General features: G+C 65.8%; 22 protein-coding genes. 12 read left to right on the forward strand and 10 right to left on the reverse strand.

Annotated features, from left to right (window positions below; translation table 11 throughout):
• The first annotated feature begins 54 nt into the window (after window positions 1-54).
• Both pyk and I6H87_RS23605 read left to right on the forward strand, forming a co-directional pair.
• The gene (gene pyk / locus I6H87_RS23600) at window positions 55-1,473 is read left to right on the forward strand and encodes a pyruvate kinase (protein WP_011616916.1); all 1,419 of its coding nucleotides are present in this window, start codon (window positions 55-57) and stop codon (window positions 1,471-1,473) included.
• Window positions 1,474-1,974: 501 nt separating this feature from the next.
• Window positions 1,975-2,562, forward strand: a complete 588-nt coding sequence (locus I6H87_RS23605; protein ID WP_011616917.1) for a helix-turn-helix transcriptional regulator — start codon at window positions 1,975-1,977, stop codon at window positions 2,560-2,562.
• A 104-nt stretch (window positions 2,563-2,666) separates the two neighbouring features.
• On the opposite strand, the gene I6H87_RS23610 is transcribed toward I6H87_RS23605, so the two are convergent.
• Together I6H87_RS23610 and I6H87_RS23615 are read right to left on the reverse strand one after the other, a co-directional pair.
• Complete coding sequence (locus I6H87_RS23610; RefSeq protein WP_010809683.1) at window positions 2,667-3,908, reverse strand: ABC transporter substrate-binding protein; 1,242 nt, start codon at window positions 3,906-3,908, stop codon at window positions 2,667-2,669.
• 28 nt (window positions 3,909-3,936) lie between these two features.
• Window positions 3,937-4,992: a cyclase family protein gene (locus I6H87_RS23615; protein WP_010809684.1), complete on the reverse strand. Its 1,056-nt coding sequence runs from the start codon at window positions 4,990-4,992 to the stop codon at window positions 3,937-3,939.
• Between the two features lie 391 nt (window positions 4,993-5,383).
• On the opposite strand from I6H87_RS23615, the gene garD reads away from it, so the two are divergent.
• Window positions 5,384-6,949: a galactarate dehydratase gene (gene garD / locus I6H87_RS23620; RefSeq protein WP_011616918.1), complete on the forward strand. Its 1,566-nt coding sequence runs from the start codon at window positions 5,384-5,386 to the stop codon at window positions 6,947-6,949.
• An 18-nt stretch (window positions 6,950-6,967) separates the two neighbouring features.
• Here the strand turns inward: garD and I6H87_RS23625 are convergent, their stop codons facing one another.
• On the reverse strand, window positions 6,968-7,192 hold the full coding sequence (locus tag I6H87_RS23625; protein WP_011616919.1) for a DUF3820 family protein: 225 nt from the start codon (window positions 7,190-7,192) through the stop codon (window positions 6,968-6,970).
• Between the two features lie 50 nt (window positions 7,193-7,242).
• Window positions 7,243-8,166 carry a LysR family transcriptional regulator gene (locus tag I6H87_RS23630; protein ID WP_010809687.1) on the reverse strand — a complete coding sequence of 308 codons (924 nt, stop codon included), beginning with the start codon at window positions 8,164-8,166 and terminating at the stop codon, window positions 7,243-7,245.
• A 114-nt stretch (window positions 8,167-8,280) separates the two neighbouring features.
• On the opposite strand from I6H87_RS23630, the gene I6H87_RS23635 reads away from it, so the two are divergent.
• The 5 genes from I6H87_RS23635 (at window position 8,281) to I6H87_RS23655 (ending at window position 13,338) form a co-directional block, all read left to right on the forward strand.
• Complete coding sequence (locus I6H87_RS23635) at window positions 8,281-9,162, forward strand: intradiol ring-cleavage dioxygenase (RefSeq protein ID WP_011616920.1); 882 nt, start codon at window positions 8,281-8,283, stop codon at window positions 9,160-9,162.
• Complete coding sequence (locus I6H87_RS23640) at window positions 9,159-9,461, forward strand: Dabb family protein (protein ID WP_011616921.1); 303 nt, start codon at window positions 9,159-9,161, stop codon at window positions 9,459-9,461. Before I6H87_RS23635 ends, I6H87_RS23640 begins: the two co-directional genes overlap by 4 nt.
• Before the next feature lie 10 nt (window positions 9,462-9,471).
• Window positions 9,472-10,536 (forward strand): maleylacetate reductase, encoded by a 1,065-nt coding sequence (locus I6H87_RS23645; protein WP_010809690.1) that lies wholly within the window; start codon window positions 9,472-9,474, stop codon window positions 10,534-10,536.
• Window positions 10,537-10,600: 64 nt separating this feature from the next.
• Window positions 10,601-12,259, forward strand: coding sequence for a bifunctional 3-(3-hydroxy-phenyl)propionate/3-hydroxycinnamic acid hydroxylase MhpA (gene mhpA / locus I6H87_RS23650; RefSeq protein WP_011616922.1), 1,659 nt, complete (start codon window positions 10,601-10,603; stop codon window positions 12,257-12,259).
• A gap of 11 nt (window positions 12,260-12,270) precedes the next feature.
• On the forward strand, window positions 12,271-13,338 hold the full coding sequence (locus I6H87_RS23655; protein WP_011616923.1) for an alpha/beta hydrolase family protein: 1,068 nt from the start codon (window positions 12,271-12,273) through the stop codon (window positions 13,336-13,338).
• 17 nt (window positions 13,339-13,355) lie between these two features.
• Here the strand turns inward: I6H87_RS23655 and I6H87_RS23660 are convergent, their stop codons facing one another.
• Window positions 13,356-14,261 carry a LysR family transcriptional regulator gene (locus tag I6H87_RS23660; RefSeq protein ID WP_011616924.1) on the reverse strand — a complete coding sequence of 302 codons (906 nt, stop codon included), beginning with the start codon at window positions 14,259-14,261 and terminating at the stop codon, window positions 13,356-13,358.
• Between the two features lie 115 nt (window positions 14,262-14,376).
• Between I6H87_RS23660 and I6H87_RS23665 the strand changes: the two genes are divergently transcribed.
• Together I6H87_RS23665 and I6H87_RS23670 are read left to right on the forward strand one after the other, a co-directional pair.
• Window positions 14,377-15,573 carry a CaiB/BaiF CoA transferase family protein gene (locus I6H87_RS23665; RefSeq protein ID WP_011616925.1) on the forward strand — a complete coding sequence of 399 codons (1,197 nt, stop codon included), beginning with the start codon at window positions 14,377-14,379 and terminating at the stop codon, window positions 15,571-15,573.
• Complete coding sequence (locus I6H87_RS23670) at window positions 15,566-16,705, forward strand: acyl-CoA dehydrogenase family protein (RefSeq protein WP_011616926.1); 1,140 nt, start codon at window positions 15,566-15,568, stop codon at window positions 16,703-16,705. Before I6H87_RS23665 ends, I6H87_RS23670 begins: the two co-directional genes overlap by 8 nt.
• A gap of 27 nt (window positions 16,706-16,732) precedes the next feature.
• Here the strand turns inward: I6H87_RS23670 and I6H87_RS23675 are convergent, their stop codons facing one another.
• Window positions 16,733-17,296, reverse strand: a complete 564-nt coding sequence (locus I6H87_RS23675) for a ProQ/FinO family protein (RefSeq protein ID WP_011616927.1) — start codon at window positions 17,294-17,296, stop codon at window positions 16,733-16,735.
• A 217-nt stretch (window positions 17,297-17,513) separates the two neighbouring features.
• On the opposite strand from I6H87_RS23675, the gene I6H87_RS23680 reads away from it, so the two are divergent.
• Window positions 17,514-19,415 (forward strand): potassium transporter Kup, encoded by a 1,902-nt coding sequence (locus I6H87_RS23680; protein WP_011616928.1) that lies wholly within the window; start codon window positions 17,514-17,516, stop codon window positions 19,413-19,415.
• On the opposite strand, the gene I6H87_RS23685 is transcribed toward I6H87_RS23680, so the two are convergent.
• The 4 genes from I6H87_RS23685 to pdxR form a co-directional block, all read right to left on the reverse strand.
• Complete coding sequence (locus tag I6H87_RS23685) at window positions 19,412-20,452, reverse strand: ribonuclease Z (protein WP_011616929.1); 1,041 nt, start codon at window positions 20,450-20,452, stop codon at window positions 19,412-19,414. The two genes, I6H87_RS23680 and I6H87_RS23685, sit on opposite strands and share 4 nt — an antisense overlap.
• A gap of 61 nt (window positions 20,453-20,513) precedes the next feature.
• Complete coding sequence (locus I6H87_RS23690) at window positions 20,514-20,855, reverse strand: hypothetical protein (RefSeq protein WP_011616930.1); 342 nt, start codon at window positions 20,853-20,855, stop codon at window positions 20,514-20,516.
• Window positions 20,856-20,991: 136 nt separating this feature from the next.
• Window positions 20,992-21,141, reverse strand: coding sequence for a hypothetical protein (locus I6H87_RS23695; protein WP_155737070.1), 150 nt, complete (start codon window positions 21,139-21,141; stop codon window positions 20,992-20,994).
• A 65-nt stretch (window positions 21,142-21,206) separates the two neighbouring features.
• Window positions 21,207-22,721: a MocR-like pyridoxine biosynthesis transcription factor PdxR gene (pdxR, locus tag I6H87_RS23700; RefSeq protein ID WP_010809701.1), complete on the reverse strand. Its 1,515-nt coding sequence runs from the start codon at window positions 22,719-22,721 to the stop codon at window positions 21,207-21,209.
• A 140-nt stretch (window positions 22,722-22,861) separates the two neighbouring features.
• On the opposite strand from pdxR, the gene I6H87_RS23705 reads away from it, so the two are divergent.
• Window positions 22,862-24,127 (forward strand): 4-aminobutyrate--2-oxoglutarate transaminase, encoded by a 1,266-nt coding sequence (locus tag I6H87_RS23705; protein ID WP_010809702.1) that lies wholly within the window; start codon window positions 22,862-22,864, stop codon window positions 24,125-24,127.
• Window positions 24,128-24,135: the final 8 nt, after the last annotated feature.

Below are 24,135 nucleotides of genomic sequence, written 5' to 3' on the forward strand. Positions count from 1 at the left end.
CAGGGTGAGCGATTTACGCGCGGCGCCCGTCGCGCGCTGACATGGAGCAATGGCATGAGACGCCTTCGCAACGCCAAGATCGTGGCCACGCTGGGCCCCGCGAGTAGCACCCCCGAGCTCATCGACGCGCTGTTCGAGGCCGGTGCCGATGTCTTCCGGCTCAACTTCAGCCACGGCACCCACGAAGACCACCGGCAACGGTTCGAAGCGATCCGCGCCGTGGAGCGCAAGCGAGGCCGCCCCATCGGTGTGCTGCTCGACCTGCAGGGTCCGAAGCTGCGCATCGGCACCTTCGCCGACGGGCCAGTGCAACTGGCCGCGGGAGCCGGCTTCCGGCTGGACCTGGACAGCGCGGCGCCCGGCTCGGCCAGCAGGGTCTGCCTGCCGCACCCGGAGATCTTCGCCGCGCTGAGCGAAGGCGTCGAGCTGCTGCTGGACGACGGCAAGATCCGGTTGCGCGTCGAGCAGTGCGGCGCCGGCTTCGCCGAGACCACGGTCGTCAACGGCGGTACGCTCTCGGACCGAAAAGGGGTGAACGTGCCTGATGCGGTGCTGCCGCTGTCGGCCATGACCGAAAAAGACCGGCGCGACCTCGACTTCGGTCTGGCCCTGGGGGCGGACTGGATCGCGCTGTCCTTCGTGCAGCGGCCCGAAGACATCCGGGAGATCAAGGCAATTGTCAACGGCCGCGCCGGCATCGTGGCCAAGCTGGAGAAGCCCGCCGCCATCCAGAGCCTGGATCTGATCGTCGCCGAGGCCGATGCCATCATGGTGGCGCGCGGCGACCTGGGCGTGGAGATGCCGGCCGAGCAGGTGCCCTCGCTGCAGAAGCAGATCGTCCGCGCATGCCGCAAGGCCGGCAAGCCGGTCATCGTTGCCACGCAAATGCTCGAATCGATGATTGCCGCCCCGGTGCCCACCCGCGCGGAAGCGTCAGACGTGGCGACGGCGATCTACGACGGTGCCGACGCGGTCATGCTGTCGGCCGAGTCGGCTTCGGGCCGGTATCCGGTGGAGGCGGTGCGAATGATGAACAGCATTATCTCCCGCACGGAATCCGACCCGCTGTACCGCGACGCCATCGAGGCATCCCACACGCCGCCGCGCGCGGACGCGGCTGATGCCATCGGTTATGCGGTGCGGCATATCGTGGGCTTGCTCAGGGTGCCGGCGACGGTCGCCTATACCAGCTCGGGCTATTCGGCGCTGCGTATGGCGCGCGAGCGGCCGCAGGTGCCCATTCTCGGCATGACACCGCGCATGGCGACGGCGAGGCGGCTGACGCTCACCTGGGGCGTGCATGCGGTGCTCTGCCACGAGGTGCTGGATGTGCCGGAGATGACCGATCTGGCCAGCCGCACTGTGCTGGCGGAGGGCTTCGGGGAAGCCGGACAGTCCGTCGTCATCTCCGCGGGGCTGCCGTTCCTGGTGGCGGGAACCACCAACCTGCTGCGGATTGCGCAGATCCAATGAGGGGGTAGGGACACCGCCGAACAGGTACGACCCGGGGCATTGCCGCAGCGTTGCACGGTCCCCGCTGACAGAGGCCACTGCCACCTCCGTCAGCGGGCCGGGCCGCTCCCCTCCTGACCTCGACTCCCCCCTCGAAAGAGGTAGGCAATGCTGAGGCTTGGCTCATTTGCCCCGACTCTCGTTGACTACGGCTTTGGAAGCCCCCGGCGGGGCCATTGTTATTTAGCCGAAGACCGGGCAAATGATGGCCATGATGGTATCGAAACCGTGCAAAAGTCATACCCTGCCAATCAGCAGGGTGCCTTTGACGGCGCGCAGGCATGAGTGGCGCGGTTAAAGGCCTTCCGGCTGGCCAGCCATGCACGGTTTTATCGATGCCAACACTGTACATGCGCTGGCGCGTGGTCTAGTCTTCACGTTGACCCGCGTTCGGCTGAAATCCGGGCGAAGGGGCCAATCAAGGCGCCAGTAAAAGCGCCAGTATCGGGGGTCTGGACTGCCATGAGTATCGAGATCGGAAAAGACATCACTGCGTTTGCCGACCAACTGCTGGACGCCGTATTCCTGGTCGACACAGGCGGCCGCATCCAGTATGTCAGCGCCGCGTGCGAGGGCATTTTTGGCTATACGCCGAAGGATATGGCGGGCGAGTTCATCATCGATCTGGTCATGCCCGCCGACCGGGACCGGACCATTATCGAGGCCAAGCAGGTGATGTCGGGAAAGAAGCGGATCGGTTTTGAAAACCGCTATCGCCACAAGGACGGCAGTGCCGTCCATATCATGTGGTCCGCCGGATGGCTCCAGTCGGAACGGTTGCGCGTCGGGGTTGCCCGCGATGTCACTGCGCTGAAGAAGGAGAGCATTCTTGACCTTGGGCTGGCGCTTTCTTCCGTTCCGTTGGCGCCCCACGAGCAGAAGGTCTTGCGGCTGCTGTTGACCGACGCATCGGAAAAGCAGATTGCCCAGCGCCTCGGCCTGGCCGTTTCAACGACCCATTCCTATGTGACCGGCATTTTCCGGAAATTCGGCGTCAGGGGCCGGGCGGGGTTGATGAGCCTGTGGCTGGAAAATCTGACCAGGGACTAAATACGCAATATAGATTGTATTTCTCGAATACAAACCATGATCTGTATTGGTCAGAAACTTCGTCCCCGCGCCTCATAAATCGCTTATCTCTACCGGCGCCGCCATCAGCGCCTGACCAGCGAACACTGCGATTTCGACACCGGCATGAACGCCTGCTCGCCCGGCACCGTGGCCAGCACCTTGTAGTAGTCCCATGGGTACCTGGACTCGGCCGGCGTCTTGACCTCGAACAGATACATGTCGTGGACCATGCGGCCGTCTTCGCGGATGCGGCCGTTCTTTGCAAAGAAGTCGTTGATCGGCATCGACTTCATCTTCTTCATCACCGCCGCGGTCTCGTCTGTGCCGGCTGCCTGCACGGCCTTCAGGTAGTGCGTCACCGATGAATACGCACCCGCCTGGCTCATGTTGGGCATTTTCCTGAGCTTGTCGAAATAGCGGCGCGACCAGGCTCGCGTGGCATCGTTCATATCCCAGTAGAAAGCTTCGGTCAGCACCAGCCCGGAGGCCGTCTTCAGGCCGATGGCGTGGATGTCGTTGATATAGAGCAGCAGGCCCGCCATGCGCTGCGTGTTGTTGCGGGTCAGGCCGAATTCGGAGGCGGCCTTGATCGCGTTGACGGTATCGCCGCCGGCATTGGCCAGGCCCACCACCTGTGCCTTGCTGGCCTGCGCCTGCAGCAGGTAAGAGGCAAAGTCGCTGGTGGCCAGCGGGTGGCGCGCGGCGCCCAGCACCTTGCCGCCGGTCTCGTTGACGACCGCGGTGGCCGAGTCCTGCAGCGTGTGGCCGAAGGCGTAGTCCGCCGTCAGGAAGAACCAGGACTTGCCGCCGCGCTGCACCATCGCGCGCGCGGTGGTGTTGGCCAGCGCGTAGGTGTCGTAGGCGTAGTGCACTGACACCGGCGTGCACAGGTCGTTGGTGATGCGCTCGGTGCCCGGGCCGGAGAACACCACGATGCGGTTCTTCTGTCGTGCAACCTCAAGCACCGCCAGCGCCGGCGCAGACGCGGCCACGTCGAGGATGGCGTCGACATTGGCAGTGTCGAACCATTCGCGCGCCTTGTTGGCGGCGATGTCGGCCTTGTTCTGGTGATCGACCACCACCAGCTCGATCTTCTTGCCCAGCACCTTGCCGCCGAAATCGTCGATGGCCATCTGCGCGGCGGTGGCGCTGCCGCGGCCGGTGACGTCGGCATACAGGCCGCTCATGTCGAGCAGCATGCCGAGCTTGACGACATCGTCAGAGACGGCGGCCCTGGGCTGGGCCTGGGCGGTGCCGCAGGCAAGCGCCGCGGCGAAGGCGAGGGCGCTGGCGGCAATGCGGCGGAGCGCGTGGCGATGGTTCATGGTGTCTCCCTGGTTTATTGTTGTTGGCTTATACCGTGGCGATCGGCGTCACCGGCGACCCCACCGCGCCGGGCAGGCGCAACGGCGGGGCGGTGAGCTGGAAGCGGGTGCGGCCGTTGGCGCGCAACCAGTCCGCCAGCTCGCGCAGGTACCACAGCTCGCCCAGCGGTAGGCCCAGCTTGAACAGGCAATGGTGGTGCAGCGGCAGCAGCGGGTGGCTCTTGTCGCCGTCGGGCGCGGGGCGGGCGGGGTAGCGTTCCACCGCGTAGTTGTCGGCGATCAGCGCGGCGATGCCGGCATCGGTGATCCAGTTCAGCAGGCGCTCGTCGCGGCCGTCCAGCGCGCAGCAGCTGTGGTGCAGCACGGCTTCATCGGGTTTGCGCTGCATCGACAGCACCACCTCGGCAAAGCCGGTGCGCAGCAGCAGCATGTCGCCGCGTTCGACTTCCACATTGCCGGCATCCAGCGCGTGCATCAGGTCGTCGTAGCCGACATTGCGGAAGTCCATGCCGAAGGTATGCGCCAGGTCCACCAGCACGCCGCGGCCCTGCATCCCCTTGACCGCGAAGTTCTCGATGCCCAGCGCCTGCGCGGCACTGTGGTCGTGGCCGCAAGGGTGCGCGGCGAAGTTGTCATCCTCGGCATAGTCCACCGGGCCGACGATATGCTCGTTGGCGCGGTAGCCGTTGTAGTACACGCGCTCCGGGCGGCCATCGCCGTCGGCATCGAACAGCGCCCCCACGTGCGCCAGCGCATCCCATTGCGTGCTGTATTGCAGGCACAGCAGCACCTGGTCGTCGCTGATGACGTCGGTGGCGGTGGGATCGACCTTGGCCAGCGGGAAGTTCAAATAGGGGATGTCGTCGCGCAGGGTAGGCCGCAGCACCGGCGGATGCCGGCGCGGGTTGAGCTTGTTGCCGCCGGGGTAGTCCAGCGGCAGCGACAGGCAGAAGCTGATGCCGGCCTGCACCTCGCGCGCGCCCTTGACGACTTGTTCCGGGCCGATCAGGTTGATGCGGCCGAGCTGGTCGTCGGGGCCGAAGTCACCCCAGTTGGAACCTTGCGGACGTTGCTTCCAGCGCATGAGTCATGCCTCCTGTCGTGTGCGTGGCCGAGGGAGCGGCCGGTGTATGGGGTATCGGTGCGGCGTGGTTGCGCGATGCGCGTGGCCACGCGGGAAGGTCTCCTGTCCGGTTCTCGTGGCATGAAACCGGTTGCATCCCTTATAGGCCATATTGCGGGGAATGGTCATTTTGCGGTGCAGCAGGATTACGGCGAGGCGGCATCCTTATAGAGGCGGGCAATGCCGGTTCATGATGTGTTATCGTACAACTAGGTTGGGGAAGCTGCTTATTTCCGCCTAAAAATAGTAGAGAATAGGGAATTCCCGGGGCCGTAGACCACCATAAACGGATGGCAAGTTGTCAGACAACGTAACACTAAAAGTGCGCAACGCGCACCCGGCTGGAGATGACATGACAGTGACCCCGACAGCAGGTGGACAGGCGGCTCGCCCGCTGTACATCACGATGCACGCGAACGACAACGTCGCGATCGTGGCCAACGACGGCGGCCTGCCGGCGGGAATGGAATTCCCCTGCGGCCTGGTGCTGGCCGAGGGCGTACCCCAGGGCCACAAGGTGGCGCTGACTGACCTGCGCGAGGGCGACGCGGTGATCCGCTACAACGTGGTGATCGGCTATGCTCTGAAAGACCTGCCGCGCGGCAGCTGGGTCAATGAGCGCGTGATCCGCATGCCGGCCGCGCCGGAACTGCACGACCTGCCGGTCGGCACGCGCGTGGCGCCGCTGCTACCGCTGGAAGGCTATACCTTCGAGGGCTACCGCAATGCGGACGGCTCGGTTGGCACACGCAATATCCTGGGCATCACCACTACGGTGCAGTGCGTGGAGGGCGTGGTGGAGTTTGCCGTGCGGCGCATCAAGGAAGAACTTCTGCCGAAGTATCCCAATGTCGACGACGTGGTGGGCCTTGAGCACACCTACGGCTGCGGCGTGGCAATCGACGCGCCCGATGCCGGCATCCCGATCCGCACCATCCGCAATATCGCGCTGAACCCCAATTTCGGCGGCGAGGTGATGATCGTCAGCCTGGGTTGCGAGAAGCTGCAGCCGGCGCGCCTGATCGGCGCCGGCACCATCCCGATCCAGCAGGAGGGCGAGCCCGACGTGGTCTGCCTGCAGGACGAGCAGCACGTGGGCTTTGCCTCGATGATCGATTCGATCATGGCCACGGCAGAGAAGCATCTGGCCCGCCTGAACGCGCGCCGGCGCGAGACCTGTCCGGCGTCAGACCTGGTGGTCGGCGTGCAGTGCGGCGGCAGCGATGCCTTCTCCGGCGTCACCGCCAACCCCGCGGTGGGCTTTGCCACCGACCTGCTGGTGCGCGCCGGGGCCACGGTGATGTTCTCCGAAGTGACCGAGGTGCGCGACGGCATCGACCAACTGACCGCGCGCGCGGCCACCCCCGAGGTGGCCGAGGCGCTGGTGCGGCAGATGGCCTGGTACGACCGCTACCTGGAGCAGGGCAAGGTCGACCGCAGCGCCAACACCACGCCGGGCAACAAGAAGGGCGGCCTGTCGAACATCGTGGAAAAGGCGATGGGCTCGATTGTCAAGTCGGGCACCGGCCCGATCCACGGCGTCACCGGCCCCGGCGAGAAGGTCACGCAGAAGGGGCTGATCTACGCCGCCACGCCCGCGGGCGATTTTGTCTGCGGCACGCTGCAGCTGGCCGCCGGCATGAACCTGCACGTGTTCACCACCGGGCGCGGCACGCCGTACGGGCTGGCCGAGGTGCCGGTGATCAAGGTGTCCACCCGCAATGACCTGGCACGGCGCTGGCATGACCTGATGGATGTCAACGCCGGCCGCATCGCGACCGGCGAGGCCACCATCGAGGAAGTGGGCTGGGAGCTGTTCCACACGCTCCTGGCCGTGGCCAGTGGCAAGAAGTCATGGGCCGAGCACTGGAAGATCCGCAATGCGCTGGTGCTGTTCAACCCGGCACCGGTGACCTGAGCCTCGGCTCTGACGGCGCTAGGTGCGCCCGCGCAACGGCCTGAGCAGATGCGACAGGCCGTTGTGGTCCAGCTCATGCATCAGCGCCAGCAGCGCGCCGATCTGCCCCGGCGGGAAGCCCTCGCGCGCGAACCAGTTCAGGTAGTTGCCTGGCAGGTCGGCGATCACCGTGCCTTTGTGCTTGCCAAAGGGCATGGTGACTGTGACCAGCCGCTTGAGGGCGTCGGCGTCGAAATCGTTCATGGGTGGCGGAAAGTCGGAAGGCTCCACGCTATCACAGTCAGCAAGCCGCACTACCTGGCGGTCATCTCCCACTTTCTCGCGAGTCCAAGCCGCTCGAATCGTTCGAACAGGAAGTCGATGAAGACGCGAATCCTGGCCGGCTGGTGGCGGCGGCACTGATACGCGACGTTGATCGTCAGCTTGGGCAGTTGCCAATCCGGCAGGACCGGCACCAGCCGGCCGGCAACGATGTCTTCGTAGATGATGTAGAGCGGCTGTACCAGGATGCCATGGCCCGCCAGGGCCGCTGCGCGGATCACCTGGCCTTCATTGGAGTCGAGCACGCTGGTCACAGGTACGGTTGCCGTTTCGTCGCCTCGCCGGAAGTGAAGCAGGTAGGGATCATTGGCAAGGTTGTAAATGAGCATCTGATGCTGCCGCAAGGCATCTGGCGCATCTGGCATGCCGCGCTCGGCAAGGTAGCCAGGCGACGCCGCCAGTACGCGGCGCGTCTCGGCCAGTTTTCGCACCGTGATCCCTGAATCCCCCTCATGTTCGCGTGTCCGGATGGCGACATCGATCCCGGCCTCGATAAAGTCAGGATAGCGATTGGCCGCAATGATCTGGACCGCCAGGTTCGGATAGCACGCCCGAAATGCCGGCAATGCCGGCGCGAGATGGATCATCGCGAAGGATGCCGATGCGGTCACGCGAAGAACGCCGGTTGGATTGAGCGTGGCCTCGTTGATGGCGGCCTCGGCTTCGGCCATTTCAGCCAGCATCGCGGCACAGCGCCGGTGATACTCACGGCCGGCATCCGTGAGCCAGAGCCGGCGCGTGGTGCGCTCGACCAGGCGCGCTCCCAGGCGCTCTTCCAGCGCATTGAGGCAGCGGGTGGCTGCCGCACTCGACATGCCGAGTTGCTCCGCCGCCTTTGTGAGGCTGCCGAGTTCCGCAACCTGCACAAAAAACTCAATCTGCGTCCACTTGTCCATCAATTCTTCCGGCTAGAGGAGAACACTACTTCGCTGCCACCTCTTTTTACCTGTGGAGGAAGGAATTAATGTTAGCAGCAAGCGAGAAGCAGAAAACATGCGGAGACACCCGGAATGCGAAACCTCAATGAAGACACGATCACGCAGGCGGTGCTTGCGTCGATGGCGAACTGCCGCGATGCGCGCCTGCGCACCGTGATGACCAGTCTCGTCCAGCATTTGCATGCCTTCGCGCGTGATGTGAAGCTGAGCGAGGAAGAATGGTTCGCGGCCATTCGTTTTCTGACTGCGGTGGGCCATATCACCGATGACAAGCGCCAGGAATTCATCCTGCTGTCCGATGTGCTTGGCCTGTCGATGCTGGTGACGGCACAAAACAACGTGAAGCCGGCAGGCTGCACCGAGTCCACTGTATTTGGCCCGTTTTACGTGGAAGACAGTCCCGCGTACGACAGCGGCGCGGATATCTCGAATGGCGCGCAAGGCGAGCCCTGCTTTGTGCGCGGGCAGGTGCGGGACTGGGAGGGGACGGCCATTCCGGATGCCACCATCGAAGTCTGGCAGGCGGACCAGCACGGCCACTATGACGTGCAGATTCCGGGCCCTGACGGCGCGCATACCCACCGTGCGCGCGGGCGTTTGCGAACCGGCGAAGACGGCAGGTTTTCGTTTCGCTCGATCCTGGCCGAACCCTATCCGATTCCGCATGACGGCCCGGTCGGCGCGCTGCTGGAGGCGCTTGGCCGCCATCCCTGGCGGCCTGCCCACCTGCACTTCATGATCAGTGCACCGGGTTGCGAGACGCTGATTACCCATGTCTTTCGCGACGGTGACCGCTACCTCGACTCCGACGCCGTGTTCGGCGTGCGCTCGACGCTGGTGGCTGACTGGGTGCAGCACCCGCCGGGCATTGCGCCTGATGGCAGCTTGCTCGAGGACCCTTACTACACCCTCGATTTTGATTTTGTCCTGAGCCGCGCGCACGAACGGAAATGATCAGGCACATCGTCATGTGGAAGGTGAAGGGTGAGACGGCGCATGAACGGGCTGATGCCCAGCAACGCATCAAGGCGGCCTTCGAGGCCTTGCCCGGCCGCATTCCAGGCCTGCGCCACGTGGAGGTCGGTATCGACGTGAGCCGCGTTGACTACGCGTGCGACACGGTGCTGCTTGCCGAGTTCGAATCGCTCGCGGCGCTCAAGGCCTACGCCGATCACCCGGAGCACCTTCACGTCCGCGAGCAGCTGGCAGGGCTGCGCATCGCCCGCCACCAGGTCGACTACACCATTGATTGAGGGATGCAATATGGAAACAGCACTGGAATTCGTCTACCAGGCAGCGCCTGCCAGAGTCGTATTTGGCGCGGGTAGCCTGCAGCACCTGGAGCGCGAGATCGGCTTGCTCGGCGCGCAGCGCGCGCTGGTCTTGTGCACGCCCGAGCAGCGCGATGGGGCGCAGGCAATCATGGCATCCCTTGGCCAGCGCGCGGCAGGCCTGTTCGACCGTGCAGTCATGCATGTGCCGATCGACACGGCCCGGGAAGCACGCGAGCTTGCCCTGGCCTGCAATGCCGACTGTGCCATCGCGTTTGGCGGCGGTTCGACGATCGGGCTCGGGAAGGCGATTGCCCTGGAAAGCAGCATTCCCATCCTGGCGATCCCCACCACCTATGCCGGCAGCGAGATGACCCCGATCTACGGCGTTACCGAGGGCGGGGTCAAGCGTACCGGCAGCGATATGCGGGTGCTGCCACGGGCGGTGATCTACGACCCGGAACTGACCCTGACCCTGCCGGTCGACCTGTCCGTGACCAGCGGCATCAACGCCATCGCGCACGCCGCCGAGGGACTCTACGCCAGCAATGCCAATCCGATCACCAGCCTGATCGCTGAAGAAGGTATCCGTGCCCTGGGCCAGGGCTTGCCTGGCATCCATCGCGACGCCGCCGATATTGTGGCCCGCGGCCAGGCGCTCTACGGTGCGTGGCTGTGCGGAATGGTCCTGAGCAACGTCGGCATGGCACTGCACCACAAGCTTTGCCACACACTCGGTGGCAGCTTCAACCTGCCGCACGCCCAGACCCACACGGTGGTGCTGCCACACGCACTGGCGTTCAACGCGGACTTTGCGCCGCAGGCAATGCAGCGGATCGCCCGCGCCCTGGGCACTGACAATGCCGCGCGCGGCGTCCATGACCTGGCGAGCAAGCTCGGGGCGCCGACGTCGCTGCGTGAACTCGGCATGGCGCACGCAGACCTGGACCGCGCCGCGGAGATCGCCAGCGCCAATCCCTACTGGAATCCGCGCCCGATTTCCCGGGAGGACTTGCGTGCGCTGCTGCAGGACGCCTTCGACGGAACGCGTCCGTAATGCGCAACTCGCCGAGCTGCCACGGGACAGCGTCCCCCAAAACCAATATAGATGGAGACAAAGCATGAGCATCAATCCGAAGCAAACACCCGAGCCGGCCGCAGAAATCTTCGACGTAGCCGTGATCGGATATGGCCCGACCGGACTCGTCGCGGCCTCGCTGCTGGGCGAGGCTGGCTACAAGGTGGTTGTCATTGAACGCTGGCCCACGCCTTATGGCCTGCCGCGCCTGACCCATATCGATGGCGAGACGGCACGGATCGTCCAGGCGTGCGGAGACGTTGACCAGGCCCTGCGCGATGCCTGTGGGCTGGGTCCGTATCAGTATCGCAACGCCGACGATGAGCTCCTCATTGAACTGGACTGGACCGGGCACGCGTGCGGCTTCCCGGCCCATATCTCGATTTACCAGCCCGATATCGAAGACGCCATTCATCAGCGCGCGGCAAGCTTTCCCGGGGTCGAGATCCTTCGCGGCTGGGAGGCAGAGACGCTCAGGCAGGACGAGGATGGCGTCAGGATCTCCGCGCACCTCTGGCGCGGCGCGCAGGACTCGCAATGGACGACACCGTCGCGCGAGTTCATCGCAAAGTACGTCATTGGCGCCGACGGGGCGAACAGCTTTGTCCGCCGCAGTCTGTGCATCGAACGCGACGACTTCGGGCAGAACGAGCGCTGGTTGAACCTTGACTCGGAGAACAAGCGGGACCTTGGCGAGAAGTTCTCGCTCACGACCATCTATTGCGACCCGGCGCGGGCCCATATGTACATGCCGATCGGCACCCGGCGGACTCGCTTCGAACTGCGGGTGCTGCCTGGCGAGGATACTGCCTACTGGGAGGACGAGGCCGTCGGCTGGCGCTGGCTGAAGGAGCAGCATGGCCTGGGCCCGGAAGACATGCGCCTGTTGCGCCATGTCGTCTACACATTCGAAACCCGCATGGCGCACCGGTGGCGCGACGGGCGGATCTTCCTGGCCGGCGATGCCGCGCATACGATGATGCCCTATATGGGGCAAGGCGCGTGTTCGGGCATGCGAGACGGCATCAACCTGGCCTGGAAGCTGGACCTGGTGCTCAGTGGCCGAAGCGCGCCGGGTCTGCTGGATACGTATGAAGAAGAGCGCAGGCCCCACGTCAGCAAGATCATGGAGATGGCGAGATTCCTTGGCAAGGTTGCCAACGAAGACGATCCGCAAAAGGTTGCCGAGCGCGACGCCGCATTCCGGGCCCGGTCGATCCCCCCGATGCCGCCGTTTCCGAGGCTCGAAGCCGGCATCGTGCATGCCGAGGTGGATGGCAGCCTGTTGCCCGCGATCGGCACGCCCGCTCCGCAGGGACGCGTGCGCAAGGGGGAAGTCGAAGGGCGCCTCGATGACGTGGTCGGTCATGGCTTCCTGCTGATCGCTCTTGACGATCCGTTGCGCTACCTCGATGAAGGCCAGCTCGGTTTCCTTGAGCAACTCGGCTGCCATATCGTCGTGCTGTCCGACGCGGCGTCGATACCCGGGGCAGTGGTGGAACTCAATGGCGCGCAGGCAGCGTTCATGCGCGCGCATGGCATGCAGGCTTACATCAGCCGGCCGGACTTTGCTGTCTTCGGCGGCGTTTCCGACCTGGCGCATCTGCCCGGCCTGGTCGATTCCCTGCGCCAGAAGCTGCACTGGCGCGGTGCGGCGCAATCCAGCATGCTGGCCGGGACCAGCGCAGCGGCTGTTTCGTGAGCGCGGGAGCCATGATGACGACAACGGTTTCTTCGGCAGCGCTTGCGTTCCAGCGGGCGATGCCGGTCACACGCTTGCTGGATTGCGGCATGGACTATGCCGACGCCGTCCGGCTGTTCGACGCCACCAGCCGGGGAGAGGATTGGGATCGCGTGGCCGAGTCGCTCGCCGATGCTCAGCTGGAGCGCGCCGAGCATGCTGCCAGGGCCGGCCACCTGGTGACAGCCGCCCAGGCCCAGTCCATGGCGATTGCCGACCTGGTCTTTGCGCAGATGGCCTTCAATCACGACGCGCCACGCAAACTCGGCTTGTACAGTCGCCTGGTGGCTGCGACGCACCAGCTTTGCCACTGGTCCGCACAAGGCCTCGAGCGCGTTGAGCTTTCATTCGCAAATGGTCGCCTGACAGGGTGGCTGATGCGCCCGCCAGCCGGCCACGCGCGCGGCACCGTGCTGCTCTTTGGCGGGCAGAGCGGCTGGGGGGTGGCATACCTGCCGCTGGCGCGGGCCCTGGCGGAACGCGGTCTCGCCACGCTGATGGCGGAAGGCCCGGGGCAGGGCGAAACCCGGCTGGTCCACGGCATTCATGTCGACGTGGATATTCCCGCGGCCTACCGGTGCTTTGTGTCACGGATAGCCGAGGATGCATCGCTTGGCGTCCCCGGCATCTGGGGGAACAGCGTGGGCGGGCTCTGGGCGGCAGCCACGGCAGCGACGGACGACAGGATCCGGGCGTGCTGCATCAACGGTGCCCTCGCAGCTCCCACACTGCTGCCGTTCCGGACGTTCGAGGAGCAGGCAGCCGCCATGCTGGGCAGCACGAACCAGGCAGCCATCCAGGCCAATTTCGAACGCATGCGCTTTCACTCGCACCGCGACAGGATCGCTTGCCCGCTGCTCGTGCTGCATGGCGGCGAGGATCCGTTGGTGAAGCTGGAAGACCAGCAGCCGTTCCTGGACGCGGCGCTCACGGACGACGTGACGCTACGAATCTGGCCGGATGGCGAGCATACGATCTACAACCACGCGGCCGAGCGGACTGCACTGGTGGCGGATTGGTTCGCGGACCGGCTCTGCTGAATGGACGCCGCGCGCCGTCAAGCGCGCCGGATCTTCGCTTCTTCCACAGCCGCGCGCACGCACTCGGCCAGCAACTCTGACGCGCGGGTGCGCGTCGCGCGGGCCGTGCGCGCGATCACCAGCGGCTGGCGCACGGTATCTTCCCGTATCGGCTTTTCCACGACGGCGGTGATCTGGGACGACGCCGGCGCCTGCGTGATCAGCAGCGCCGCGCCCAGTCCGTTCGCCACCATGCCGCGCGCCAGTTCCAGCGAAGTCGCGCGGTAGCGCACCTCGGGCTGCAGCCCGAATTGCCAGAACGGCGCCATCAGGAATTCACGGCTGTGCGGCAGGTCGATCAGGATCAGCGGTTCCTGCGCCAGTTCGTGCAGCGACAGGCTGCCTTTGCGCCTGGCCAGCCGCGAGCCCGCGGGCAGCAGGCCGTAGGGCCGCAGCTCTGCCAGCAGTTCGCGCTCGATGTCTTCGGGCATGCCTACGTCGTAAGTCAGCGCCAGCTCGATCTGCCCGCCGTGCAGCCAGTCTTCCAGTTGTGCGAGATCCCCTTCGACAAAGCGTACCGACAGTTTGGGATAGCGCTCGCGTGCCAGGCGCAGCACCACCGGCAGATAGACCGGCGCCAGCGTGCGGAAGACGCCGATCTGCACCTCGCCCGCGGCGGCATCGCCGCTCTTGTCCACTTCAAATGCTGTTGCTGCTCCGAGGATGTGGCGCGCTTCCGCCAGCTTGCGTACGCCGAAGCGGGTCAGGGTCATCCTTGCGCCGACATCACGGGAGAACAAGGCTTCCTCGAACAGCGTCTCCAGTTCGCGGATGGCAACGGAGATGGAGGGCTGCGAGACGTTCAGCAGCCGCGCAGCCGCCGTGGTGCTGCCGGTTTCGGCCGCCGCGGCGAAGTAGCGCAACAGCCGCAAGGAGACGCGCATCAGAAAATCCTATAGGTGCTAGTCGAATTCAATATTTTACTTGATAGCCTGCGCTGCGCAGAATCGGTGTCACTGAAACGCAAGCCCGCGGGTTTGCAAGCCTGGAGGCCAAGACGTGACTCATTCCGACCTGCCGCTTGCCGGCATCCGCGTGATCGATTTCTCGCGCGTGCTGGCGGGCCCTTACTGCACGGCGCTGCTCGGCGACCTTGGCGCAGAGGTGATCAAGATCGAACCGCCTGGCGGCGATGACTACCGCGCGGTCGGTCCCTTCGTCGATGGCAAGAGCGGTCTGTTCTCTGCCATGAACCGCAACAAGCAGAGCATCGTGATCGACCTGAAGACGGCAGCGGGCCTGGAGCTGGCGCGCTCGCTCTGCGCCCGGGCCGACGTGGTGGTCGAGAACTTCCGCCCGGGTGTCGCGGACAAGCTGGGCATCGGCTATGAGGCGCTGCGTGCGCTGAATCCGCCGGTGGTCTACGCCAGCGTGTCGGGCTTCGGCCAGACCGGGCCGGAATCGCACCGTCCGGCCTACGACATCATCCTGCAGGCAATGTGCGGGCTGATGGATGCCACCGGCGCCCCGGACGGCACCCCGACCATGCTGGGCGAGGCCGTCTCCGATGCGGTCAGCGGCCTGTTCGCCTCATGGGGCGTGCTGGCCGCGCTGCTGGCGCGCGAGAAGACCGGGCGGGGCACGCATGTCGATGTCTCGATGTTCGACGCCACCCTGAGCCTGAGCGCCACCCTGGTCGCGCGCTATGCCGCGACCGGCCTGGCGCCGCTGCGCGTCGGCAACCGCCATCCCTCGTCCGCGCCGTTCGGCGTGTACCGCGCCGCGGACGGCTTCTATGTGGTGGCGGTGCTGAACAACAAGCTGTTCCAGGCGCTGGCCAATGCCATCGGCCGGCCGGAGATGGCGCAGGACCCGCGCTTTGCCGACGACGAGACGCGCTGCCGCTTCGAGGGCGATCTGCGCGCCGGTCTCGAAGCCTGGTCGGCCAGCCGTTCCGTGGCCGAGGTGAACCGCCTGCTGAGCGAGGCGGGCATCCCTGTCGCGCCTATCCGCAACGTCAAGGAAGCCCTGGAGAGCGACCATGCCGCCCACCGCGGCCTGCTTGCCGAAGTGCCCGGGCCGGAGGGCGGCACCGTGCGGTTGCCGTCGCAGCCGGTGAAGTTCTCCGGCTACGGCGCCAACCGCGTGACGCCCGCGCCGGCGCTGGGGCAGCACACCGAAGCCATCCTGGCCGAGCTGGCCAACGCTGCCACGGCGCATCCGCAAGTGTTCAGCAAGGAGAAACAACATGCATAAACGACTGGGCGTAGAGCCGGGCGATCTTGAGATTGCCGATGCCATCGGACGCTTCGCGCAAAGCGAACTGGCGCCGAAGGCGGCCGAGGTGGACCGGGCCGAAGCCTCCACCACGTGCTATGTGCCGCAACTTGCCGAGCTCGGCCTGATGGGGATGAACCTGCCGGAGCGCTGGGGCGGGACCGAGACTTCGCCGGTGGCACTGATCCTGTCGTTGGCGGAGGTTGCCAAGGCCTGCGCCTCGACCTCGTCGATGATCGGCGCGCACTACCTGGCTACCGATTCCATCCTGATCGGCGGCGACGACAGCCTGCGCGAGCGCCACCTGCCGGATGCGGCCGCCGGCGGCAAGCTGGGCGCCTTTGCGCTGACCGAGCCGCGCGCCGGCTCCAACCCGGCGGACATGGCCACGCGCGCCACCCCGGAGGGCGACGGCTACCGCCTGCGCGGGGTCAAGCACTTCATCTCCAATGCGGACGCTGCGGACTTTATCGTCGTCTACGCCAAGACCGATCCCGCCGCCGGCACGCGCGGTATCAGCGCCTTCGTGGTGGACCGGCACAGCGAGGGCGTGCAGATCGCGCCCGCCGAGAAACTGATGGGAATTCGCGGGGCGCCGGCCCATGAGGTGGCGCTGGACTGCTTCGTTCCCGCCGCCAACCGGCTGGGGCCGGAAGGCACGGGCTTCCGTACCGCGATGAAGGTGCTGGACAACAGCCGCCTGGACGTGGCTGCCACCAGCCTGGGCATTGCCGAGGCAGCGCTGGCGTGCGCGGCGGACTGGGCCAGGCAGCGCCAGGTCGGCGGCGAGCCGCTGGCGCGCAAGCAAGGCCTGCAATGGATGTTTGCCGACATGCGCACGCGGCTGGAGGCGGCCTGGCTGCTGACCCTGCAGGCGGCGGTGCGGCGCCGGGACGGAGAGCCCTTCACCGAGCAGGCATCGATGGCCAAGCTCTATGCCTCGGAGATGGTCGGCTTTGTCACCGACGCCGCGCTACAGATCCACGGCGGCTACGGCTTCACGCGCGAAATGCCGCTGGAGCGCCTGGTGCGCGATGCGCGGATCCTGCGCATCTATGAAGGCTCGTCGGAAATCCAGCGGACGGTGATCGCGCGCGCGGTGCTGGCGTAAGCGCCGCTGCAGATCCGACGGTGGGGATCAGGGCGTGGCAGGCGTGTCGGGGCTGTCAGGCGTGGCGTCGGGCGCGGCAGGGGTGTCAGGCGTGGCAGCGGGCGTGGCGGGCTTGGCTTTCCGCGGCCGGGTGCCCGCACCGCGGCGGGCCTTCAGCTGCTGGGCCCGCTTGGCATCCGCCAGGCTGACGACGCCGGCCTCATTGCCCTCCAGGTCCAGCCGCTTGGCGCCTTCCACCATGCACGACCAATAGCGTGCGCCGCTGCACCAGGTGCGGATCGCTTCACGCAGCTCCGCCTCGGTCAGGGCCAGCTTGCCCGCATGCTGGGCCAGATCCTCGAACGTGCCGACCTTCAGCGGCACCTTGGGCGCCGGGTTCTTCGGAAACGCCTTGGGGAAGTGCTTCTGCAGCCGGGCAATGGAATGCACCACAGGATCGACGGGCGGCTTCGCGGGTGCCGCAGCCTGCGCGGCAGCCGGCGCAGGGCGCCGGCGCTTGCCTTCCGCCCGTGATTCGGCCTTTGCCTTGGATTCGGCCTTTGCCTTGTTTGCCAGTTGATCCCTTAGTGCTGCGAGTTGTTCAAAGCCCATGATATTTGCCGTTCTGTGAACCAGAATTGTAGCAAGGCTGGCCCAACGACAGGTTTGGCGGCATTTTGCATGCGGCGGGCATGGGCCGAATACGTCTCTCGCTGCCGCAAGGCGGGGCCGGACAGAAGGGCTCTCGGCGGGGGCGCCCTCACGTGATTGCCCTGAGCAGGCGGACCATCCGTTCGAAAATCGAGGAGCAGCGGTGGATTCCCATGCCATGAACGGTGAAACGCCAGACGCGTCGCATCCGCAGCAATCCCGTGCAGAGCTCACGCTTGCTGCGTTGGGCGTGGTCTACGGCGATATCGGCACGAGCCCCCTTTATGCGGTCAAGGAGACCTTCAATCCAGCCCACGGGATCCCGCTCGTAACCGAGAACATACTTGGCGGTATCTCCGCGATCCTCTGGGCGCTGATGGTGGTGGTTTCGCTCAAGTATGTGATCCTCATCATGCGGGCAAACAACAGGGGCGAAGGTGGCATCATGGCACTGCTCGCGCTCGCCCTGTCGTCCGTGAAAAAGGTCGGTCGCTCGCCGACGCCGATCCTGCTGGTGGGCCTGTTCGGCGCGGCGCTCTTCTATGGCGATGCCGTGCTGACACCTGCCATGTCGGTGCTCTCGGCGCTCGAAGGCATCGAGGTGGGCACTACCGCGCTGCAGCCTTATGTCTTGCCGGCATCCGTGGGTGTGTTGATCGCGCTGTTCCTGTTCCAGCGGCATGGCACCGCCGCCATCGGCGCGCTGTTCGGGCCTGTCACGATCGTGTGGTTTCTCGCCCTGGCCGCCGCGGGCATCCACGGCATCGCCCGGTATCCCGCAATCCTGGGCGCGCTCAGCCCGCTGCACGCGCTCGGCTTCGTCACGCAGCACGGGTTCGCCTCGTTCGCGGTGCTTGGGGCGGTGCTGCTCGCGTTCACCGGTGCCGAAGCGCTCTACGCCGATATGGGGCATTTCGGCAGTGCCCCGATTCGCCTGGCCTGGTTCGGGCTGGTATTCCCGGCGCTTGCGCTCAACTACCTGGGGCAGGGCGCGCTGATCATTGTGAATGCAAAAGCAATCGAGAACCCCTTCTACCTGCTGTATCCGTCGTGGGCCCTTTATCCGATGGTTGCACTCGCGACAGCGGCAACAGTGATCGCGTCGCAGGCGACGATTTCGGGTGCCTACTCGCTGACGAAACAGGGAATCCAGCTGGGCTATCTGCCACGCATGAACGTGGTGCACACATCGGAGCGAGCGATCGGTCAGATCTACATACCGACTCTCAACGGGATGTTGCTTGTTGCGGTTCTGGTTGCCGTGCTCGGCTTCGGATCTTCGTCCAATCTCGCTTCGGCGTACGGGGTCGCGGTCACCGGCACGATGTTGGTGACGACGCTTCTCACCTTCTTTGTGATCCACTACGGTTGGCGCTACAACCTGCTGCTAAGCCTTGTCGCAACCGGCTTCTTTATTGCGGTGGATATGGCTTTCGTTTCCTCCAGCCTGTTGAAAGTTGCCGAAGGGGGCTGGTTCCCGCTCGTTGTCGGGGCTGGGATATTCGTCGTGATGCTGACATGGGTTCGCGGCCGGCAAGCGCTGTTGGAGCGGCTCCAAAGTACCGACGTGCCCCTCAAGTCGTTCCTGGATTCGCTGTTTCTCGCACCACCACCGCGCGTGCCCGGCACGGCGGTGTTCCTCACCCCGACACCGGATGTGGTGCCACACGCGTTGATGCATAACCTCAACCATAACAGGGTGCTACACGAGCGCGTCGTGTTTCTTACCGTGAAAATGAAGGATGTGCCATCGGTGCCGGCGACCGAGTGCGCAGCCGTTGAGCCGCTCGGACACGCCTGCTACAGGATAACGCTGCGCTTCGGCTTCATGAACCGGCCCGATGTCGCGCAGGCGCTCGGCGCTCTGCCTCCGGCGGCTGGCCTGGAGTTTGACATCATGGACACCTCGTTTTTCCTGAGTCGCGAGGCCATCGTCGCTGCAGCCGGCGGTCCCAGTGGCATGGCGTCATGGCGTGAACGTCTGTTTGCCACGATGAGCAGGAACGCCGGCAATGCTGCTGATTACTTCAACATACCGGCAAATCGCGTGATCGAGATTGGCACGCAGATCAAGATCTAGACCGCCGGCGGCACCTGTTCTGCAAAGGACTCCGTGCCCCAGGCGTCCCGTACCTCGGCAGCCAGTTCATCGGCGCGCCCTTGATAGCGTGGCGAAAAATGGAACGGCGTCACCGCGCGTGCGCCTATGCTGCGCGCAATCCGCCCGGCCTGGGCGGCGGTCAGGTGGTTCTTGCGCAGGCCGTGTGCCCGGTCGACATCCAGGAACACGCTCTCGATGAAGAGCTGGTCGACGCCTTGCATCAGTTGCGACAATGCTTGCACGTTCGCGCTCGTATAGCGCAGGTCGGTCACGTAGCCGATGCGCAGGCCGGGCTCGGTATCCAGGATCAGCCGGCTCAGCTCGCCGACCGTTCGCGCCGATGCATGGTCGCCGCTCCTGTCCCGCCATTGCACAAGGATCGGGGCATCGGCGGCCGCGCCGGTCAGGACCGCATGCTTGAGTTCGCGCAGCCAGGCGCCGGTGGTCAGGCCCGATGCAGCCAGGCGCTCCTTGTTGACGCCGAGCCGGGCCTTTTCCTCCACCAGGTAGGCCAGGCATGGAATCCCGTGATCGACAAAGCAGGCGCGCACCCGGAACGTCGCTTCGTCATGCACGATATCGCCGGCCCTCTCGACACACGCTTCGGCCTCCCTGGCAAAGCCGTGCCGGCTGGAAAAGCAGGCGTGCCGCATCTGCCCGTCGAGTCCAAGTTCGGCCACTTCGATGACCAGCTCGGTGGCGTAGCGATGCACCACGTTCCAGGTATAGGCAAGCAGCTTGTGCTCGACCTGTGCCAGGAATCCTGGCCCGCCGACCAGCACGAGGCGCGGCTTGCGCCCGAGCAGCACACGCAGCAGCTTGTCGAAGCCAGAGAAATGATCCATGTGCGCATGCGTGACAAATACATGCGACAGGCGCATCAGCTCGCGCGGCATCAGCCGGGCGATGTCGCCCAGGTCGAACAGCAGCGCGCGCCGTTCGTCCAGGAAGTCTACGAACAGCCCCGGATCGCCAAAGGCATCGTTGACGAGGCGGGCTTCCAGCAGGGGGCGCATGTTCACTCGCGGTGCGACCGACGCTAAGGCTCAGGCAAGGGCGCACTGGTCCGGCTGCCGGTCACCGCCCGGTCAGCTGGCGCAGCAGCTTCTGCACGATCCGCTCATGCTGTTCCAGCGCCGCGTCAAGTGTCTGCGCGCCAAAACTTTCATTGTCCTGCTCGGCCTGCCCGGTCACGCGCGTGATGAACAAGGGGGTGTCCGTCGGCGCGGCCTCCGACACGCCCCGGAAGCGGGTCGTCACCGTGCCGCCGGACTGCTCCAGCAGGGTGCGGCGGAATACCAGGTCGTTGTCCGCCATCCAGCGCGACCATTCGTCGTGGTCGGCTACCTGCACTGGCCGGTTCTTCTCATCAAGGATATAGAAGCGGCGCCATTGCTGTGGATCGTGACGAGGCTTCATCGACTACCACCTCCGTGGGGTTGTGGCCCGCTTGTCACCCGGGCCCGACGGCCAATGTGCTTTGCAAGCGACTACCGCGCAACGCAAGTGCACGATCTCAACGCCGCCCTGCAGCTAGTCTATTTGACGGATGCGTTCATGCCAGCGCGCCGTTGCCGTCCTCGACCTGGCATCCGGCCGGCGCCTCAAGCCCGGCGCCGATGCGCGCGAACTGGCCGTCTGCGATCAGGATATCGACCTGGTTCCCGGCTGCGAGCCGGACATTGCGGACCAACAGTTGATTCATTGCATCTTCCGTTATTTCAGGATGAAGCCGCCTTCAGGACGGCGGGGCTTGTCTCTCGGCACGGTTCAACGCTGCGGGGCGCGCATGCCGCCGCGCGGCAGGCAGCCGAGCAGCCTGTCGAAGGCCGGCGCGATGTCCTCCTCCGGCACGCAGGCATACCCCAGCAGCAGGCCTCGCTGCACGGCATCGCCGATGAAATAGCGCGACAGCGGCCGCACCATGATGCCGCGCGCGCGGGCGGCGGCGGTGATGGCCACGTCGTCGGCATCGTCGGGCAGGCGCAGCACCAGGTGAAGGCCGGCATTGCTGCCGTGCTCATGCAGCGCGCCGGGGCCGAGATAGCGCTCGATCAACGCGGCCAGGATGGCGCGCCGTCGGGCATACAGCGGCCGCATGCGGCGGATGTGGGCGGCATAGTCGCCGGCCTGCATGAATTCGGCGACGGTTGCCTGCGTCATCAGGTGGCCGGCCCGGTATAGCTCGGCGTGCGCGGTCTGGAAGGCGCCGGCCAGGCTGCGCGGCAACACCAGGTAGCCCATGCGCAAGCCCGGATAGAGGGTCTTGCTGAAGGTGCCGATATAGATCACCGGCGCATCCGGCTCCATGCCCTGCAACGACGGGATCGGCTGCCCGGAAAAACGGAACTCGCTGTCGTAGTCGTCCTCCACGATCCAGCTGCCGCGCTGGCGGGCGTACTCCAGCAGCGCGCGCCGGCGCTTCAGGCTCATCACGGCGCCAAGCGGGTACTGGTGCGAGGGCGTGACGAAGATAAAGCGCGGCGCGGGCATCTCCCCGCCGGCCTCCGTGTCGGGCAGCGTCAGGCCCTCGTCGTCGACCAGCTTCGGCACCATGCCGATATCGCTGACCTGCAGCACGCCGCGGATTCCCCAATAGCTGGGTTCCTCCACCCACGCCTGGTCGCCGGGCGAGCCCAGCATCCTCACCACCAGGTCGATGGCCTGGTGTATGCCCTCGGTGATCAGCACCTGGTCCGGATCGCAGCGCACCGAGCGCGCTACCCGCAGATGCGCCGCCAGGGCTTCGCGCAGCGCCGGCAGCCCGCCGCCATGGCTGTAGCTCAGCCACTCCGGGTGCGGGTTGCGCCACACGCGGGCCGAGATCTGTGCATAGCGGCGATGCGGGAAGCGCGTGACGTCGGGAACGCCCGGCATGAATGCGCCCCATTGCGTGGGCGAGGCCGAGGCATTGGCCAGCAGCCGCTGTCCGCGCGGTGACAGCCCGGGCATGGCCTGCGGCCCGACCTCGGTCGCCGGCACCGCGGCGGCGTTCAGGTAGCGCTCCGGCGCGGTGGCGGCAACGAAGGTGCCGCTGCCGGTGCGTGCATACAGGTAGCCCTCGGCCAGCAGCTGGTCGTAGGCAAACATCACCGTATTGCGAGACAGCCCCAGTTCGGCGGCCAGGTCGCGTTGCGGCGGCAAGCGGGTGGCCGGCGCAAGGCTGCCGTCCTGTATCGCGCCGCGGATGCATTCGTAGAGGCCGCGGTTGAGCGGTTTGCCCAGTGCCGCCGTGCCTTCGGGGCCCAGGCGCTGGAGCAGCTGGTCGCCGCAGATCGATTTCAAATTGGCACCATCGGAATTGCGAAAGCGGTACTGGATTATAGGGCCAAGGCCGGTTGAAATGGCTGGCATCGCTGGGCCCCTGCCAGCGGTGCCCGTTTCGCGAGTCGGCCGGTGCCGACAGTCCTTACCGCACAATGACCATGAAAAACCTCGAACTGAACCAACGCCGTACCCTCGCGACGCCGCGCGGCGTGGGCGTGATGTGCGATTTCTACGCCGACCGCGCCGAGAACGCCACGCTGTGGGACGTGGAAGGCCGTGCCTACACGGACTTCGCCGCCGGCATCGCCGTGCTCAACACGGGCCATCGCCACCCGCGCGTGATGCAGGCCATCGCCGCGCAGCTGGAGCGTTTCACGCATACCGCCTACCAGATCGTGCCCTACCAGGGCTATGTCACGCTGGCCGAGCGCATCAACGCGCTGGTGCCGATCCAGGGCCTGAACAAGACGGCCCTGTTCACCACCGGCGCAGAGGCCGTGGAGAATGCCATCAAGATCGCCCGTGCGCATACCGGCCGCCCCGGCGTGATCGCCTTCTCGGGCGCCTTCCATGGACGCACGCTGCTGGGCATGGCGCTGACCGGCAAGGTGGCGCCGTACAAGATCGGGTTTGGCCCGTTCCCCTCCGACATCTACCACGCTCCGTTCCCCAGCGCGCTGCATGGCGTCAGCACTGAGCGGGCGCTGCAGGCGCTTGAAGGCCTGTTCAAGACCGATATCGATCCGGCCCGCGTGGCCGCGATCATCGTTGAGCCGGTGCAGGGCGAAGGCGGCTTCCAGGCGGCGCCGGCCGATTTCATGCGGGGGCTGCGGGCCGTATGCGATCAGCACGGCATCGTGCTGATCGCCGATGAAGTGCAGACCGGCTTTGGCCGTACCGGCAAGATGTTCGCGATGTCGCACCATGACGTGGAGCCGGACCTGATCACCATGGCCAAGAGCCTGGCCGGCGGCATGCCGCTGTCGGCGGTCAGCGGCCGGGCCGCGATCATGGATGCACCGCTGCCCGGCGGCCTCGGCGGCACCTATGCCGGTAATCCGCTGGCGGTGGCGGCGGCGCACGCGGTCATCGACGTCATCGAGGAAGAAAAGCTGTGCGAGCGCTCTGCCAGCCTGGGCCAGCAGTTGCGCGAGCACCTGCTGGCGCAGCGCAAGCACTGCCCCGCAATGGCCGAGGTGCGCGGGCTGGGTTCGATGGTTGCCGCCGAATTCTGCGATCCCGCCACAGGCCAGCCCAGCGCCGAGCATGCCAAGCGCGTGCAGACGCGTGCGCTGGAAGCCGGACTGGTGCTGCTGACCTGCGGCACCTACGGCAATGTCATCCGCTTCCTTTATCCGCTCACCATCCCGCAGGCGCAGTTCGACGCGGCGCTGGCGGTGCTGACCCAGGCGCTGGCCGAATAAGGGGAACA

The sequence above is a fragment of the Cupriavidus necator genome, from assembly GCF_016127575.1.
In the GTDB taxonomy this organism is placed as follows: domain Bacteria; phylum Pseudomonadota; class Gammaproteobacteria; order Burkholderiales; family Burkholderiaceae; genus Cupriavidus; species Cupriavidus necator_D.

Coding starts and splice junctions, on each gene's coding strand:
- pyk (WP_011616916.1), top strand. CDS start 55: ATGAGACGCCTTCGCAACGCCAAGATCGTGGCCACGCTGGGCCCCGCG.
- I6H87_RS23605 (WP_011616917.1), top strand. CDS start 1,975: ATGAGTATCGAGATCGGAAAAGACATCACTGCGTTTGCCGACCAACTG.
- I6H87_RS23610 (WP_010809683.1), bottom strand. CDS start 3,908: ATGAACCATCGCCACGCGCTCCGCCGCATTGCCGCCAGCGCCCTCGCC.
- I6H87_RS23615 (WP_010809684.1), bottom strand. CDS start 4,992: ATGCGCTGGAAGCAACGTCCGCAAGGTTCCAACTGGGGTGACTTCGGC.
- garD (WP_011616918.1), top strand. CDS start 5,384: ATGACAGTGACCCCGACAGCAGGTGGACAGGCGGCTCGCCCGCTGTAC.
- I6H87_RS23625 (WP_011616919.1), bottom strand. CDS start 7,192: ATGAACGATTTCGACGCCGACGCCCTCAAGCGGCTGGTCACAGTCACC.
- I6H87_RS23630 (WP_010809687.1), bottom strand. CDS start 8,166: ATGGACAAGTGGACGCAGATTGAGTTTTTTGTGCAGGTTGCGGAACTC.
- I6H87_RS23635 (WP_011616920.1), top strand. CDS start 8,281: ATGCGAAACCTCAATGAAGACACGATCACGCAGGCGGTGCTTGCGTCG.
- I6H87_RS23640 (WP_011616921.1), top strand. CDS start 9,159: ATGATCAGGCACATCGTCATGTGGAAGGTGAAGGGTGAGACGGCGCAT.
- I6H87_RS23645 (WP_010809690.1), top strand. CDS start 9,472: ATGGAAACAGCACTGGAATTCGTCTACCAGGCAGCGCCTGCCAGAGTC.
- mhpA (WP_011616922.1), top strand. CDS start 10,601: ATGAGCATCAATCCGAAGCAAACACCCGAGCCGGCCGCAGAAATCTTC.
- I6H87_RS23655 (WP_011616923.1), top strand. CDS start 12,271: ATGATGACGACAACGGTTTCTTCGGCAGCGCTTGCGTTCCAGCGGGCG.
- I6H87_RS23660 (WP_011616924.1), bottom strand. CDS start 14,261: ATGCGCGTCTCCTTGCGGCTGTTGCGCTACTTCGCCGCGGCGGCCGAA.
- I6H87_RS23670 (WP_011616926.1), top strand. CDS start 15,566: ATGCATAAACGACTGGGCGTAGAGCCGGGCGATCTTGAGATTGCCGAT.
- I6H87_RS23675 (WP_011616927.1), bottom strand. CDS start 17,296: ATGGGCTTTGAACAACTCGCAGCACTAAGGGATCAACTGGCAAACAAG.
- I6H87_RS23680 (WP_011616928.1), top strand. CDS start 17,514: ATGAACGGTGAAACGCCAGACGCGTCGCATCCGCAGCAATCCCGTGCA.
- I6H87_RS23685 (WP_011616929.1), bottom strand. CDS start 20,452: ATGCGCCCCCTGCTGGAAGCCCGCCTCGTCAACGATGCCTTTGGCGAT.
- I6H87_RS23690 (WP_011616930.1), bottom strand. CDS start 20,855: ATGAAGCCTCGTCACGATCCACAGCAATGGCGCCGCTTCTATATCCTT.
- I6H87_RS23695 (WP_155737070.1), bottom strand. CDS start 21,141: ATGAATCAACTGTTGGTCCGCAATGTCCGGCTCGCAGCCGGGAACCAG.
- I6H87_RS23705 (WP_010809702.1), top strand. CDS start 22,862: ATGAAAAACCTCGAACTGAACCAACGCCGTACCCTCGCGACGCCGCGC.